This is a genomic window from Brevibacterium sp. FME17 (assembly GCF_014897515.1).
GTDB lineage: Bacteria > Actinomycetota > Actinomycetes > Actinomycetales > Brevibacteriaceae > Brevibacterium.
The window spans coordinates 57,169-71,592 of record NZ_JABUYD010000004.1 but is presented as its reverse complement, the minus strand read 5'-3'; the positions used below and the strand labels follow the sequence as shown (position 1 = coordinate 71,592).

The following is a 14,424-nucleotide window of genomic DNA, read 5'->3' as shown; positions in this document are numbered from 1 at the left end:
CGGGTGTCTCCCGTGTCACCTCGTCGGAGAACCGCAGCTCTGCTCATCCTCCTAGCTGTCGTCGCAGTCGTGACCCTGCCATGGGCACTGTTCTCTGCCCGTGCAGATCTCAGCTTCGGGCCGCATGAAGCCCGCTATCAGATCACGTCCGACTCTCGGCTGACCGTCGACTTCGGTCCGCTGGGCAAACTGCTCGTGCCTGCGGGTGACTATCTGCCGCTGGGGCTGGGACTGACCGTCGATATCGGCCAGATCCCAGTCTCCGGAGCCGAGGAGGATGAGGGTGGCTCCGAACGGCGGTCTGATCGGGATGCCGCCGAGGAATCGGACCCGGGAACCGGGGGAGGGGCAGTCGATGCTCTGGGCGGCGACATCGCCTCCTACGCCTCCCTGTTCTCAGCCCCGCAAGCGCAGGTCAACGAGGTCGTCGACGGCCTGACCACTGAGATCCTCTCTCGGTGGGCCCTGGCCGTGTGCTTCATCAGCGGTGTGGCCGTGGCCACGGCGTTCATCCTCGGACCTGTACGGATCGCAGGAATCGGGAGGGCCTTCGTCGGTAAAGAACTCATCGCCATCGGCCTGGTCGCCATCCTCGTTCTTACCAGTGTGGGCACCGCCGTGCTCACCCGACCCAAACCCCTCGTAGCCGATCCCGCCTTCGACGGGACACCGCTGGCGGGCGCCCAGGTCACGGGTCGCCTCGGCGGGGTCATCGATACAGCGTTCACAGCCGTCAAAGACTTCTCCGACGACAACGACGCCTTCTACGACCAGGTGCTGGTGAACCTGCGCAAGCAGTGGAACTCACGGCCCCTGAGCGGCAACTGGTCGGATCAGGGGATGGTGCCCCCTCACGTGGAAGACGATCGGGCGCTGAAGGCCGACGTATCGACGTTCGTGTTCGGCTCGGACCTGCACTGCAATATCGGCATGGCCCGGGTGGTCGGCGCGGTGGCCGGGATGAGCGACGCCGATGCCTACATCGACGGAGGCGACGTGACGATGACGGGCACCACGGCGGAGAACTACTGCCTCGACGTCCTCGACGACGAACTGCCGCAGAAGCTGCCGAGGATGATAGTCAAGGGCAACCACGACTCCACCGAAACCACGAAGCATGCGAGAAGTCAGGGCTGGAAGGTTCTGGACGACACGAGCGCAGAGATGAGCGGCGTGACCTTCTTCGGCGGACCCGACCCCAGGCGGACCGTGTTCGGATCCGGCCCGCAGCTCGAGACAGATCTCACAGCCGATCAGTATGCGCAGAAGCTCAGCGACGACGCCTGCGCGAGCGACTTCGACATCATGCTCATCCACGATGCGCGGATCGGGGCGCCGTCCCTGCGGTCCGGATGTACCCAGTACAGCCTCAGCGGACACTGGCACAAGCGAGTAGGCCCGGAGACCCTGGGCCAGGGAGTCCGCTACCTGAGTTCGACGACAGGGGGAGCCCTGGCGAACGCTCTGACCCCGGGGCCGCTGAAGATGAACGCGGAACTGAGCATCCTGCGTGTGGACAATCGGACCAAACGGCCCATCGACGTCCAGATCGTCACCGTCAGGCCGGATGAGACAGTCACCATCGAGCCCTGGAAGACCTTCCCGGCGCCGGTCCCTCTTATCGCTCAGCCACCCGAGACTGACCCCGTGAGCACAGACGGATGAGGGGGCAGAAGATCGAATTCCGGCAGAGGAGGGCGGCCGGTTCGACTAACGGCGGTCACAGACGGTATGCTCGTTTCTCGTGGTTGGACACGACTCGAGGAACACGAATCGAGGGTGTCGAATCGAAGGGGTGTGGCGCAATTGGTAGCGCAACGGTCTCCAAAACCGTAGGTTGCAGGTTCGAGTCCTGTCACCCCTGCGCAGTTGATATCTGCTTGAGTCATATCGGCGAAACGCCGTCCTCGACGGGCTTGAACAATTGTGCTGTCCCAATGGAACCGACCGAGTGAGGATGTGTGAGCGACACACCGGCAAAGAAGACTGGAGATTCGCCTAAGGGCGCCAGTCGTAAGCAGCTCGGGTTCTTCGGACGAATCCTGCAGTTCTTCCGCGAAGTCATCGCAGAGCTGAAGAAGGTCGTCACCCCGACACGTAAGCAACTGGTCAATTACACCCTGGTTGTGCTGGGCTTCATCATGTTCATGATGCTTCTCGTGGTGGTTCTCGACCTCGTGTTCGGCAAGCTCGTCGGATTCGTCTTCGGCGGAACACCGCTGTGGCCATTGTGGTGACTCACCCCCAGCGGTGACCATCAGGATTTCAAACACGTTGCAGACCCTTCACTCCCATATGGGAATCACTACACGCGAAGCGAGGAATTGATCGGTGTCGGATACCAGTTCACCTGAGCAGGAAACCCCTGAGACACAGAACGCCACTCCAGAGGAGTCGAGCGCTGCACCAGTGGGGGAAGACGTGGAGAACGAAACCTCCGCTGTGAGCGCCGACGACGCATCGACCGACGATGCTCCCACTGACGAGACACCAGACGAAGACGCCGCTTCGGGCGAAGGCGATGCTGAAGCATCTGACGATTCCGCATCGACCGACGATGACAGCGCCGCAGCCGATTCCGATGACACGGAAGAGGCGCCGGCCGAAGACGAGGTCGATCCGGCCGAGGAGTTCAAGTCGGAACTGCGCATGCTGGAGGGTGACTGGTACGTCATCCATTCCTACGCAGGCTACGAGAACCGCGTCAAGCAGAACCTTGAGAATCGTTCCATCAGCCTCAATCTCGAAGAGTTCATCTTCGAGTCGCAGGTGCCGATGGAAGATGTCGTTGAGATCAAGAACGGCCAGCGCAAGCAGGTCCGTCGTGTGCGCATCCCGGGCTACGTGCTCGTGCGCATGGAACTCACCGATGAGTCCTGGGGCGCGGTTCGCCACACCCCAGGTGTGACCGGATTCGTCGGCAACGCCTACGACCCCACTCCTCTGTCCATCGACGAGGTCTTCACGATGCTCGCTCCGATCTTCGAAGAGCGCCAGGCTGAAGCCGCCGCCGCTGAGGGAGTGCAGGCCGAGCAGGCCGCCAAATCCGCACCCATCACCGAGGTGGAGTACGAGGTCGGCGAGTCTGTGCTCGTCAAGGAAGGCTCCTTCGAGGGCCACCCTGCAACGATTCAGGAGATCCGTCCGGAATCGCAGAAGCTCACCGTGCTGCTGTCGATCTTCGAACGCGACGTTCCCGTCGAGCTCAGCTTCGACCAGGTGTCCAAGCTCTGAGCTGATCTGCCACATGCGAAAGGGCCCGGTGAATACCGGGCCCTTTCGCCATTCGCGCCAGGTGATGCCTGTCACCGACATTTGCTCCAGGGTCTGCAGGCATGGAATACTGGTGTGGTTTGATCTCGGCTCTCATCGGAGGCCGTTTTCGAACGATGTGCCGTATTTCTCTGGCGCATCGAAACTTCAATATTAAGGACCGTATATGCCTCCCAAGAAAAAGGTAGCCGGCCTCGTCAAGCTCCAGATTCAGGCAGGTGCCGCTAACCCGGCGCCTCCGATTGGTCCGGCGCTTGCCCAGCACGGCGTCAACATCATGGAATTCTGCAAGGCTTACAACGCCGCCACAGAGTCCCAGCGCGGGAACATCGTTCCCGTTGAGATCACTGTGTTCGAAGACCGTTCGTTCACCTTCATTCTCAAGACCCCACCGGCTGCAGAACTCATCAAGAAGGCTGCAGGCGTGAAGTCAGGCTCGGCAACTCCGCACACCGACAAGGTTGCTCACCTGAGCGCCGACCAGGTGCGCGAGATCGCCACCACGAAGATGCCAGACCTCAACGCCAATGACCTGGATCAGGCTGACCGCATCATCGCCGGCACCGCTCGCTCCATGGGCGTAACCACCGACGTCGAGGCCTGAGGCCAGACATTTCACTGTGGTAGGGCTCGCGCAGCCCGCACCACGACTGCAAGGAGATAAGCAGATGGCAAAGCGTTCAAAGGCCTATGAGGCCGCGGCAGAGAAGATCGCCGCAGATGTGACATACGAACCGGCTCAGGCAATCGCCTTGGCCAAAGAGACCACGGTGGCAAAGTACGACGCCACCGTCGAGGTCGCTCTCCGCCTGGGCGTTGACCCACGTAAGGCGGACCAGATGGTGCGCGGCACCGTCAACCTTCCGCATGGTACCGGTAAGACCGCTCGGGTCCTGGTGTTCGCTGCCGGCGACCGTGCAGAAGCTGCCCGTGAAGCAGGTGCTGACTTCGTCGGCTCCGATGACCTGCTGGAGAAGGTGGCCAATGGCTTCACCGACTTCGACTCGGCTGTAGCCACCCCTGACATGATGGGCAAGGTCGGACGTCTAGGTAAGGTGCTGGGTCCTCGTGGCCTGATGCCGAACCCCAAGACCGGCACCGTGACCATGGATGTCGCTAAGGCCGTCACCGAGATCAAGGGCGGAAAGATCGAATTCCGCGTCGACAAGCACTCGAACCTGCACTTCATCATCGGGAAGGTCTCCTTCTCCGAGGAAGCGCTGCAGGAGAACTTCGATGCAGCCATCGACGAGATCCTTCGTCTGAAGCCGAGCTCCTCAAAGGGCCGCTACATCTCGAAGGCGACCGTGACGACATCGAACGGTCCTGCCGTTCCGATCGACGGTTCGGCGATGCGCGTGATCTGATCCCTTGAGGGATTGAACCGCAGTCAGCAGTTCTGGGCGGGAAGTGAGTCAATCACTTCCCGCCCTTTCTGTTTCCTGAGAACCGACATACGGTCTTGCCCGGATTGGGTATCGCGGATAGATTGTGAGCACCGAAGACCACTGTGTGACAACCGCCGATGGGGGTGGACAGCTCCGCTATGCATTCGACTCCGCTGCTTCACGATGACTATCAGCGCATTGTTCGCCGCGCCCATGACAATCTGGCGTCCCTGACCGTTCCGGAGACTTCGGGCCCCGGAGTCCGTCCAGCCGTCCTCGAGTCCTGGAACCGATCTCTCGGCCGTCTTCGTGATCCGGGTGGAGTACGTGTGCGCATGGCCTATGAGGCAGATCAGCTCGCCGAGGTGAGGCGTCGTCATCCGTTCCACTCCATCATGGGTCTGCTGCAGTCGCATCTGATCGAGCCGGCCAAGGAGGCGGGACTGCTCGTGGCACTCGGTGATGAGCAGGGGCGTCTCCTGTGGGTCGAGGGTGAGCGCGCCGTGCGCAACCGTGCCGAGTCCATGGGTTTCGTGCCGGGCACCGACTGGTCGGAAGACGTGATGGGGACCTCCGCTCCCGGACTCGCTCTGCGCTCGCGCACTGCCGTGCAGATCAGTCAGGCCGAACACTTCTCCGCCGAGGTGCACTCGTGGAGCTGCAGTGCAGTGCCAGTGACTCATCCGCTGACCGGTCAGGTCCTTGGCATCATCGACGTCACCGGCGGTGATGACGCGGTATCGTCCATCGTCCTGCCGTTGCTGAATTCCACGGCTCAGGCCGCCGGCGCCGGATTGTCGAAGCTCTACACCCCGGACTCCGGTGGACTGTCTCCTGTCGGTACAGGTGACGGTGCCTATCTCGAAGTCACCGGGGCCCGTCCCCAGCTCTCGAGCCCTGACGGCACTCGAATCACGCTGTCGGGACGACATGCTGAGATCCTGCTGCTTCTGGCGCGCAACCCCGGCGGCATCAGCAACGCCGGGCTCGCCGACCGGCTGTGGGCGCTCGGTGGAAGTGAAGTCACTGTCCGGGCGGAGATCGCGCGTCTGCGCAGAACGATTGACCACCTCGGCGACCTGCACCTCGATGCCCGCCCCTACCGACTGCGGGGAGACATCGACAGCGACGTCGAGCGCACGCACCGGGGCCTGGCCCAAGGGGACGTGGAGACCGCGCTCAACTTCTATCAGGGGCAGGTGCTGCCCGATTCCGATGCGCCCGGCGTCCGGGAGATCGGTGCTGAGCTGCAGGCGCTGATCCGAGAGAGTCTGCTGCAGAACGGAACCTGGCAGCAGCTGTGGCGCTATGCGGGGTTGGCCGAAGCTCGCGAGGATTCGGAAGTGCTGATGTCGGTGCTGCGTCTGGCCCCACCCGAAGCACCCGAACGCAACGTTGCCGTCGTGCGACTCGAAGCCCTCGGATACTGAATACGAGGACCTGGAACTGGCAGCTCTTCCTATGTGATGCAACCCACATGCAACGTTGCCCTGCGTAGTGTGCGGAGCAATCGGAGATAGACATCCGATCGCCGCATACGCATCAAAGGAGTTGCAATGACTGTTTACGCTCAGCCTGGTCAAGACGGATCGCTCGTCACCTTCAAGTCACGGTACGAGAACTTCATCGGCGGACAGTGGGTCGCTCCCGTCAACGGGAACTATTTCGAGAACCCGACACCGATTACGGGCAAGGCGTTCTGTGAAGTGCCCGCCAGCACCGCAGAAGACATCGAACTCGCACTCGATGCCGCCCACAAGGCGGCTCCGGCCTGGGGCAAGACCTCGCCCGCGGAGCGCGCAGTGATCTTGAACAAGATCGCTGACCGGATCGAGGAGAACCTCGAGATGATCGCGGTGGCCGAGACCTGGGACAACGGCAAGGCAGTCCGCGAATGCCTCAACGCCGACATTCCCCTGGCCATCGATCACTTCCGCTACTTCGCCGGGGCGATCCGGGCACAGGAGGGCGGCCTCTCTCAGATCGATGACGACACGGTGGCCTATCACTTCCACGAGCCGCTCGGCGTCGTCGGCCAGATCATTCCCTGGAACTTCCCGATCCTCATGGGCGTGTGGAAGATCGCTCCAGCCCTGGCCGCAGGCAACGCCATCGTCCTGAAACCTGCCGAACAGACTCCGGCCTCGATCCTCGTCCTCATGGAACTCATCGGCGACCTGCTTCCTGAAGGGGTCCTCAACGTCGTCAACGGCTTCGGCCTCGAAGCGGGCAAACCCCTGGCCTCGAACAAGCGGATCAAGAAGATTGCCTTCACCGGCGAGACGACCACCGGCCGCCTCATCATGCAATACGCCTCGCAGAACATCATTCCGGTGACCCTGGAGCTGGGAGGTAAGTCCCCGAACATCTTCTTCGATGACGTCAATGCCAAGGACGACGCCTACTGGGACAAGGCTCAAGAGGGCTTCACCATGTTCGCGCTCAACCAGGGCGAGGTCTGCACCTGCCCATCACGCGCACTGATCCAGGAATCGATCGCCGATCCCTTCCTCGAAGCGGTGGCAGAACGGACGAAGAAGATAGTGCAGGGCAACCCTCTGGACACGGACACCATGATGGGTGCCCAGGCATCGAACGACCAGTTCGAGAAGATCATGTCCTACCTCGACATTGGGAAGCAGGAAGGTGCTGAGGTCCTCACCGGGGGAGCCCGCGCAGACCTCGGCGGGGACCTGTCCGGCGGCTACTATGTGCAGCCGACGATCTTCAGAGGCAACAACAAGATGCGGATCTTCCAGGAGGAGATCTTCGGGCCAGTCGTCTCGGTGGCCACCTTCAGCGACTACGACGACGCAATTTCCACGGCGAACGACACCCTCTACGGACTGGGTGCCGGAGTCTGGTCGCGCAACGGCAGCACCGCCTACCGCGCGGGCCGCGACATCCAGGCCGGCCGTGTGTGGGTCAACAACTACCACGCCTACCCGGCGCATGCGGCCTTCGGCGGCTACAAGGCGTCGGGCATCGGACGTGAGAACCACCTGATGATGCTCGACCACTACCAGCAGACGAAGAACCTGCTGGTCAGCTACTCGGAGAACGCCCAGGGCTTCTTCTGAGTCCGTGCGACGCGGCCACAACGGCAACGACGCAGTCAATACATTCAACACACCACCAGCACAGTCAACATCACCACAAAGGAGTCAATGATGTCGGTAATGAAAGCAGCAGTAGTTGAGGGATTCGGACAGGATCTCGTCGTCGGAGACAACGAGATCCCCGAGCCCGGACCCGGCCAGGCATTGGTCAAACTCATCGCCTCGGGGGTCTGCCATACCGACCTGCACGCGGCACACGGCGACTGGCCGGTCAAACCGAAGGTTCCTCTCATCCCCGGCCACGAAGGTGTCGGAACCGTCGAGAAGGTCGGGCCCGACGTCACAGATGTCAAGGTCGGGCAGATGATCGGAAACGCCTGGCTGTGGAGCGCCTGCGGAACATGCGAGCACTGCCGTCAAGGGTGGGAGACGCTCTGCGAGCAGCAGGTCAACGGCGGCTACGGAATCGACGGATCGTTCGGTGAGTACATGCTCGTCGACACGAAGTTCGCCGCCATCATCCCGGAGGGGTCCGACCCATACGAGATCGCACCCGTGCTGTGTGCCGGCGTCACCGTCTACAAGGGACTCAAGCGCACCGAGGTGAAGCCTGGGCAATGGGTCGTCATCTCCGGCATCGGCGGGCTCGGCCACATCGCCGTGCAGTATGCGGTGGCGATGGGGATGCGCGTCATCGCCGTCGACGTCGCCGATGACAAGCTGGCGTTGGCGAAGAAGCACGGAGCGGAGATCACGGTCAATGCCTTTGCTGAGGAGCCGGCCGACATCATCCAGGAGAAGGTCGGAGGCTCACACGGAGTGCTTGTCACAGCGGTGCATCCGAAGGCATTCGGGCAGGCGATCTCGATGACCCGCCGAGGCGGCACGATCGTCTTCAACGGGTTGCCTCCAGGTGAGTTCCCGGCTCCCATCTTCGACATCGTCCTCAAAGGACTGACGATCCGCGGTTCGATCGTCGGCACCCGTCAGGACATGGTGGAGGCCTTGGAATTCTACGCAGCCGGCAAGATCCATCCGACCTACAGCAAGCGTCCGCTCGAGGACATCAACGCGATCCTCGATGAGATGATCCACGGCAAGATCGACGGCCGAGTCGTCATCGAATACTGACCCGCTCGCCGGCTCAGCCACCTTCCGGGCGCTGCGCAACCTGTCTGCAGGTTGCTCAGCGCCCGGAATGTTGCCGAAGCGGCAGTGAGGGGCGTGGGGTGGGACGCAGGGAGTGGGCAAGGGTATGTGTCCAGCATCTCCGCGGTCGATTGGACTTGGTGGGAACACCTTCGATAGACTTCAACTACCCAAGACCGTCGGTCTTTTCGGTACCAACAGAATTCGCAATCGGATCCTGTTGCCCGGAAACGAAGACTCCAATCGAGTGACCTGCGCAGGTGAGCACGAGATTCTTTGTGATGAGTTCCTATGAACTCATCATTCGAAGCGTTTCACGCATACCTGCGTGGAGCGCTTTTTTGGTGTCGGACACGATCGGCGACTGTACGAAAGGAACTACCATGGCGAGGCCAGACAAGGCAGCCGCAGTAGAGGAGCTCAAACAGCAGTTTGAGTCTGCCGATGCTGTGTTGCTGACCGAGTACCGCGGTCTCACCGTTGCGCAGATGAAAGATCTGCGCGTTTCACTCGGTGAGAACGTCAGCTACGCCGTGGTAAAGAATACGCTCACTGCTATTGCAGCCAAAGAAGCCGGAATCAACGATCTCGATGAGTTCCTCAATGGACCCACAGCGATCGCATTCGTCAACGGTGAACCACCAGAGGCTGCAAAGGCATTGCGTAACTTTGCCAAGGCGAATTCTCAGCTCGTATTGAAGGGCGGCTACTGGGATGGCGCCGTCCTCAGTGCTGAGAATGTCAACAAACTCGCCGACCTCGAACCACGCGAAGTGCTGCTTGCAAAGGCAGCTGGTGCAATGAAGGCAAGCCTCCACCAGGCGGCTTACCTGTTCACCGCTCCGATGGTCAAGGCCGTGCGCACCGTCGACGCTCTCCGCGAGAAGCAGGACAACGCTCCTGCTTCAGACGCCTGAGCATCACCCCATAAACCCGGTCGCTCAATGTGACCACCAAAGGAAGGACTGGCCACCATGGCTAAGCTCACCCCCGAAGAACTCATTGAAGGTTTCAAAGAGCTCACACTGATCGAACTCTCCGACTTCGTCAAGAAGTTCGAAGAGGTCTTCGAAGTTGAAGCTGCTGCACCTGCTGCAGTTGCTGCTGCTCCTGCCGCCGGCGGAGACGCTGAGCCTGCTGAAGAGCAGACCGAGTTCGACGTCATCCTCGAATCGGCCGGCGAGAAGAAGGTTCCTGTCATCAAGGAAGTTCGTGGGCTCACCTCCCTCGGACTGAAGGAAGCCAAGGACCTCGTCGACGGCGCTCCTAAGGCTGTCCTCGAAGCAGTGTCCAAGGACGCAGCCGACAAGGCCAAGGAAACACTCGAGGGCGCGGGCGCAACCGTCACCGTCAAGTGATTTTCTCGGCAGCAGTCTGACTGCTGCCACAGCGAAGACCCCACAGCTGATGCTGTGGGGTCTTCTGCATTCAGTCGCAGGGGAGATGTTCCCAACTTGGAACGCCGCGGATTAGGGCCGGTGATCGGCCCATATTAATCTTGTGAGGTGACTGAGAAGACTGACGCGCAGACTCGCCTGCTCAAGGCGCTGCGCGCCCGCATCCGTGTGGGATGGGACCACGATCCGCTCTTCATCGATCGATCCATCGAACCGGGCCTGACCCCGCGCCAGAAGTCATCTCTGTCCCGCGCCTCGGCGGATGCGTCGACATCGGGAATTCCACATTTCATCGCGATCGTGCCCGGCCTTTCGAACTCAGATCAAGCGCAGGAAGGCTGGCCGCGGTTCACCACGGACCTCGCCTACTCGATGTTCGAGAGTTCCGGCGCCTCCCAGGTCATCGTCATCTTCGCCGAGGCAGGATACTCGGCCCGTACCTTCTCCTACATCGTCGACGACACCGGACCGACGATCCCGCCGGGCGCCGATGAGCTGGCGCGCTCGAAGACCGACCGCTTCCTGCCCGTCGAAATCGCAGTCCCGTACCATCTGAGCCTGCTCGTCGCGACGGTCAAGGACACCAAGCCGCCGCCCCCGCCGGACTTCGACCCGAGGAACGGCAGGACGGAAGACCTGGACTACATCGATGCCAACGATCTCCAATACGGTGATCCTGACGGCTTTGTATTCAAGGCCACGGCAGCGGCCGCATTCGGACTGGGTGCATGGCTTCTTCTGCGACGAAGCAAGTACTCCTGGCGGCAGAACCTCACACACAGTCCAGAGCTGGTGCGACGACGCCGGCTGCCTCAGGCCGTCGACTCGGCCCTCCGTGACCTGCCCGATCCCGCGGCCCCGTCCGAGGAGAGCTGGGAACTTCACGACCGGGGCCGACGCGTCCAAGCGGCGATCTCTGCGATCGTCGATGCTCATCCCGACTGGGCCAGTGACCCCGACTTCTCCCACCGCCATGCAATTGCGGCTCTGGTCGACACAGATCGCTGGGTGCGCAGGACCCTGCAGCAGACTCCGACGTCGAAGAAGGCATCGACGTCGCAGAAGAATCGGAAACCAGACGAGGAGCCGGACTTCTGCTTCTTCTTCCCGACTCACGAAGGTCCGATCGAATCATTTGTCTGGAAACAGTCGACGACCGTCCTGACGATCAGCATCTGCAGCGCCTGCCGAGCCGACCTCAACGCCGGACACGAACCGGAGTGTCTGATGGTGCCGAAGAATCCAGGAAGGAAGAGAGTGCGTCCGATACCGTACTATCAGCGCGACGACGCCTATGCGGTCTCGGGCTTCGGAAGCTTCACGGCTCTTGAGGACTCGATCGTCGCCACAGGAGCGCAGGCAGGCAGTGGTCGACGATGAGCACGTGGCACAGGTCGATCATCGCAGTCATCATCTTCGCAGCCGTCGCGGTCGGCGCGACCATGATCAGCATGTACCGATTCGACGATGCGAAGCAGACACGGATCGAAGAAGCGAAGAGTGACGAGATCAAGGTCGACTCGGTCTACGACGACCGCATCAAGAGCGGACTCGACCCGAACTACGACCGCTCCGCCTATCGCGAACTGGCGAAGAAACTCGAAGCGGACACCATCCACGTCGATGACTACCTCGCATTCGACGTCGACGACGCCGGCCTGGAAGCCGTCCGCAGCGAAGTCACGGACCTCGACTCGCCCATCTATGTGGCCTTCGTCAACCACACCATGCTCGATGACACCGATGCGAATCTGAACCTCAAGGCCGCACGCATCGCCCATGAACTCTCCGTCGACGAAGCCACCGTGCTCGTCGTCAGCCCAATCGGACAGGGAGTCGGATCGAAAGGCATCGAACGCAAGCTGCAGGACTATCCGGAGATGGGCTCCGATGACTCGCTGACCGAGACTGCTCTGATCTGGGAGCGGGCACTGAAGAAGACCCAGCCGCTGGAGGCGAGCGAAGCCGAGCCCCTTGTGGCCGAAGACAACTCGGACGATTGGCGCGAGCTCACGTACTCACCGAGTTCAGCATTCGGCGGCGCCGGTCTCGGCCTCATAGTCGGTGCAGTCATCGCCGTCATCGGCGTTGCCATCCTGGGCTATCTCCGTCGCGAGAAAGAGGCGACCGCGCAGGCGATGAGCCGCAGGTCCGTCAATCACCGGAACCGAAGGAAGTGACCGTGGACGCACATCAGATCGCCGAATCTCTCAAGGCGGATCCCTTCTACGTGGACGAGTCCGCGGCGGGCACCCTCGACGCTCGCCTCTTCGACAAGGCGAAGACCACCGCGGACGGACTGGACTTCAAGGTCTACGTCATCGCCGTGGACGATGAGGCAGTCGACCTCCAGCTGCTCAGGGACGTGGCGGCCGACCATGGAGGGCAGGGCTCCTTCATCATGGTCAGCAACACATCCGATCTCTACACCGAGGTGAAGCTCGATGCCGATCATGATCTGTCATATCAGGTGATGGATCAGTACTCCATCGCCCGGGAGCAGTGGAACGTCGGGTCGCCGTCTCTGTCGAAGCTGAACAAACTCCTCAACCTCTACGCCGACCCGCAGACGCGCACGGAGTCTGGCGAATCGACTACCGGGCAGGAAGAACCCGGCAGCGACTTTGCCGAGGACAGCAATGCGGACGGATTCTCTCCGCTGTTCCTCGGGGGAGCGGTCCTCGTGCTCGCTCTCGTCATCGCAGGGCTCTACCTGGTCCGCACGATCAAGGCGAGAGCGGCGGAGACGCGCAGACACCACGAATTCCGTCTGCCCAGCAAACTGCTGGACCGGGTCGACACTCTGCAGCGCGAGTCTCTGCGAGAGGACATCAACGACGACACGAATCGGATTGCGGAGAAGATCGATCATCTCCAGACCCAACGCCTCGATGGAGTCAAAGCCGCCAAGGTTGCGAAGGCGCTCGATGCCTATCAGATTGCGCGCCGGATCGTCGACGACGAGTCATCGGAGCGCATCGACCTTGCCGGAGCCATGGTCCTGCTCCGGCAGGCAGGACGTGAGATCGCCGAGGTGGGTTCCGGTCAGACGAAGAAGGCCGGCAACCGGGGACGCAGCAAGCTCCCGCAGAGTCTGTGCACTATCAATCCGTTACACGGAGAAGCGCGGTCGACGACGCGCCTCGATGCGGATGGCTCAGGGGTTCGGGTGCCCGTGTGCGGCAGCTGCCAGCACGATCGGCAGGCCGGCAATCGGCTCCAATGGATCTTCGACGGGAACAAACCCTACGTCGAGGGCGACAGCATCTGGGCGCAGACCCTGTTCGGAGCCATCGGCGGAGATCTCGTCACCGCGCTGCAACGCTCAGCCGGCTGACGTCTCCAGAGGGAGCGTGATCTCCCGGGGCAGACTCCGGTCATGGTCACCTGGCATGACACGAGCGGGCAGAGCCACCTCGGCGTCGGCCTGATTCATCCGCAGGCCATCGATATCGGCAAGCTGACGCTCCACGAATGCCCGGTCCACGGGCACGCCGTGGCCGGGGACGAAGAGAGCGGCCTCGGGGAAGGACAGCAGCGTCTGCAGGCTGCTCACCCACTCGCTCAATGATGCGTCGTTGCCCGCCTGTGGGGGATCGCCCTCCTCGACCAGGTCACCAGCGAACACGATTCCCTGATCGATCAAACGCACGACGAGGTCCGCGGTGGAATGTCCGCCGAGCACGTGGAATTCGACCCGGCAGTCACCGAGGTCGAGCCTGCTCGTCGACTCGGCCGCGTCGACGGGAGAGACGGTGACGATGAGGGAGTTGGGGTCTTCCGGCAGCTCAGATGCGAACTCGGCGGTCTCGGGCGCAGTGCGGACGGCGTCGAGTGCGATCCAGGCCGTCGCCTCCTGGTCTCGGGCGAACGAATCGGAGACGTGGAAGGTCTCCACCCCCTCTGCTGCCAGTGTGGAACTGCCGAAGAAATGGTCCCAATGATCGTGGGTGATGGCCGCATCGAGGGGATTCTCCCGGCCGTTCTCTGCAGTGCTCAGCTCCTGCGCCCGCTGGATGAGCCGCCGGCCCGTGCTGGGACCGGGCCCCGAATCGATGATGAGGCTGTACTGGGATCCGGTGACGATCCCGCAGTTGACCGCGGCCGGATTCTGAGAGAGAACACTGACATTGACCATGGGAGCAGTCTAGAATGTCA

At 61.8% G+C, this 14,424-nt stretch carries 14 protein-coding genes and 1 tRNA gene; 14 read left to right on the top strand and 1 reads right to left on the bottom strand.

All coding sequences use genetic code 11. The annotated features are described in order from the left end of the window. The first annotated feature begins 3 nt into the window (after nucleotides 1-3). The 14 genes from INT40_RS05540 to INT40_RS05475 all read left to right on the top strand — a co-directional run bounded on the left by INT40_RS05540 (nucleotide 4) and on the right by INT40_RS05475 (nucleotide 13,603). Nucleotides 4-1,665, top strand: a complete 1,662-nt coding sequence (locus INT40_RS05540; protein ID WP_319021948.1) for a metallophosphoesterase — start codon at nucleotides 4-6, stop codon at nucleotides 1,663-1,665. Nucleotides 1,666-1,791: 126 nt separating this feature from the next. Then, nucleotides 1,792-1,864 (top strand) — tRNA-Trp (locus INT40_RS05535). Between the two features lie 97 nt (nucleotides 1,865-1,961). Beyond that, nucleotides 1,962-2,237 (top strand): preprotein translocase subunit SecE, encoded by a 276-nt coding sequence (gene secE / locus INT40_RS05530; protein ID WP_101574476.1) that lies wholly within the window; start codon nucleotides 1,962-1,964, stop codon nucleotides 2,235-2,237. A 94-nt stretch (nucleotides 2,238-2,331) separates the two neighbouring features. Further along, nucleotides 2,332-3,234 (top strand): transcription termination/antitermination protein NusG, encoded by a 903-nt coding sequence (nusG, locus tag INT40_RS05525; protein WP_193095711.1) that lies wholly within the window; start codon nucleotides 2,332-2,334, stop codon nucleotides 3,232-3,234. 205 nt (nucleotides 3,235-3,439) lie between these two features. Further along, a complete protein-coding gene (gene rplK / locus INT40_RS05520) occupies nucleotides 3,440-3,877 on the top strand; it encodes a 50S ribosomal protein L11 (protein ID WP_101574478.1) in 438 nt (145 codons plus the stop codon). Nucleotides 3,878-3,941: 64 nt separating this feature from the next. Continuing rightward, entirely contained in the window at nucleotides 3,942-4,640 is a 699-nt protein-coding gene (gene rplA, locus INT40_RS05515; protein ID WP_101574479.1) for a 50S ribosomal protein L1, read from the top strand. A 179-nt stretch (nucleotides 4,641-4,819) separates the two neighbouring features. Next, entirely contained in the window at nucleotides 4,820-6,091 is a 1,272-nt protein-coding gene (locus tag INT40_RS05510) for a GAF domain-containing protein (protein ID WP_226830856.1), read from the top strand. A 126-nt stretch (nucleotides 6,092-6,217) separates the two neighbouring features. Further along, nucleotides 6,218-7,741 carry an aldehyde dehydrogenase family protein gene (locus tag INT40_RS05505; RefSeq protein WP_101574481.1) on the top strand — a complete coding sequence of 508 codons (1,524 nt, stop codon included), beginning with the start codon at nucleotides 6,218-6,220 and terminating at the stop codon, nucleotides 7,739-7,741. Between the two features lie 90 nt (nucleotides 7,742-7,831). Beyond that, nucleotides 7,832-8,851, top strand: coding sequence for an alcohol dehydrogenase AdhP (adhP, locus tag INT40_RS05500; protein WP_193095749.1), 1,020 nt, complete (start codon nucleotides 7,832-7,834; stop codon nucleotides 8,849-8,851). Nucleotides 8,852-9,252: 401 nt separating this feature from the next. Next, the gene (gene rplJ, locus INT40_RS05495; RefSeq protein ID WP_101574483.1) at nucleotides 9,253-9,786 is read left to right on the top strand and encodes a 50S ribosomal protein L10; all 534 of its coding nucleotides are present in this window, start codon (nucleotides 9,253-9,255) and stop codon (nucleotides 9,784-9,786) included. A 57-nt stretch (nucleotides 9,787-9,843) separates the two neighbouring features. After that, a complete protein-coding gene (gene rplL / locus INT40_RS05490) occupies nucleotides 9,844-10,227 on the top strand; it encodes a 50S ribosomal protein L7/L12 (protein WP_101574484.1) in 384 nt (127 codons plus the stop codon). A 147-nt stretch (nucleotides 10,228-10,374) separates the two neighbouring features. Beyond that, nucleotides 10,375-11,646 carry a hypothetical protein gene (locus tag INT40_RS05485; protein ID WP_193072599.1) on the top strand — a complete coding sequence of 424 codons (1,272 nt, stop codon included), beginning with the start codon at nucleotides 10,375-10,377 and terminating at the stop codon, nucleotides 11,644-11,646. After that, nucleotides 11,643-12,446: a hypothetical protein gene (locus INT40_RS05480; RefSeq protein ID WP_193072598.1), complete on the top strand. Its 804-nt coding sequence runs from the start codon at nucleotides 11,643-11,645 to the stop codon at nucleotides 12,444-12,446. Before INT40_RS05485 ends, INT40_RS05480 begins: the two co-directional genes overlap by 4 nt. Nucleotides 12,447-12,448: 2 nt before the next feature. Further along, entirely contained in the window at nucleotides 12,449-13,603 is a 1,155-nt protein-coding gene (locus tag INT40_RS05475; protein WP_226830855.1) for a hypothetical protein, read from the top strand. On the opposite strand, the gene INT40_RS05470 is transcribed toward INT40_RS05475, so the two are convergent. Beyond that, nucleotides 13,592-14,404: an MBL fold metallo-hydrolase gene (locus INT40_RS05470; RefSeq protein WP_193072595.1), complete on the bottom strand. Its 813-nt coding sequence runs from the start codon at nucleotides 14,402-14,404 to the stop codon at nucleotides 13,592-13,594. The two genes, INT40_RS05475 and INT40_RS05470, sit on opposite strands and share 12 nt — an antisense overlap. Between the last annotated feature and the right edge of the window lie 20 nt (nucleotides 14,405-14,424).

What these genes read in the sequence shown, in the direction of transcription:
- rplK (WP_101574478.1), top strand. Translation starts at nt 3,440, where the DNA reads ATGCCTCCCAAGAAAAAGGTAGCCGGCCTCGTCAAGCTCCAGATTCAG.
- rplA (WP_101574479.1), top strand. Translation starts at nt 3,942, where the DNA reads ATGGCAAAGCGTTCAAAGGCCTATGAGGCCGCGGCAGAGAAGATCGCC.
- INT40_RS05510 (WP_226830856.1), top strand. Translation starts at nt 4,820, where the DNA reads ATGCATTCGACTCCGCTGCTTCACGATGACTATCAGCGCATTGTTCGC.
- INT40_RS05505 (WP_101574481.1), top strand. Translation starts at nt 6,218, where the DNA reads ATGACTGTTTACGCTCAGCCTGGTCAAGACGGATCGCTCGTCACCTTC.
- adhP (WP_193095749.1), top strand. Translation starts at nt 7,832, where the DNA reads ATGTCGGTAATGAAAGCAGCAGTAGTTGAGGGATTCGGACAGGATCTC.
- rplJ (WP_101574483.1), top strand. Translation starts at nt 9,253, where the DNA reads ATGGCGAGGCCAGACAAGGCAGCCGCAGTAGAGGAGCTCAAACAGCAG.
- rplL (WP_101574484.1), top strand. Translation starts at nt 9,844, where the DNA reads ATGGCTAAGCTCACCCCCGAAGAACTCATTGAAGGTTTCAAAGAGCTC.
- INT40_RS05480 (WP_193072598.1), top strand. Translation starts at nt 11,643, where the DNA reads ATGAGCACGTGGCACAGGTCGATCATCGCAGTCATCATCTTCGCAGCC.
- INT40_RS05470 (WP_193072595.1), bottom strand. Translation starts at nt 14,404, where the DNA reads ATGGTCAATGTCAGTGTTCTCTCTCAGAATCCGGCCGCGGTCAACTGC.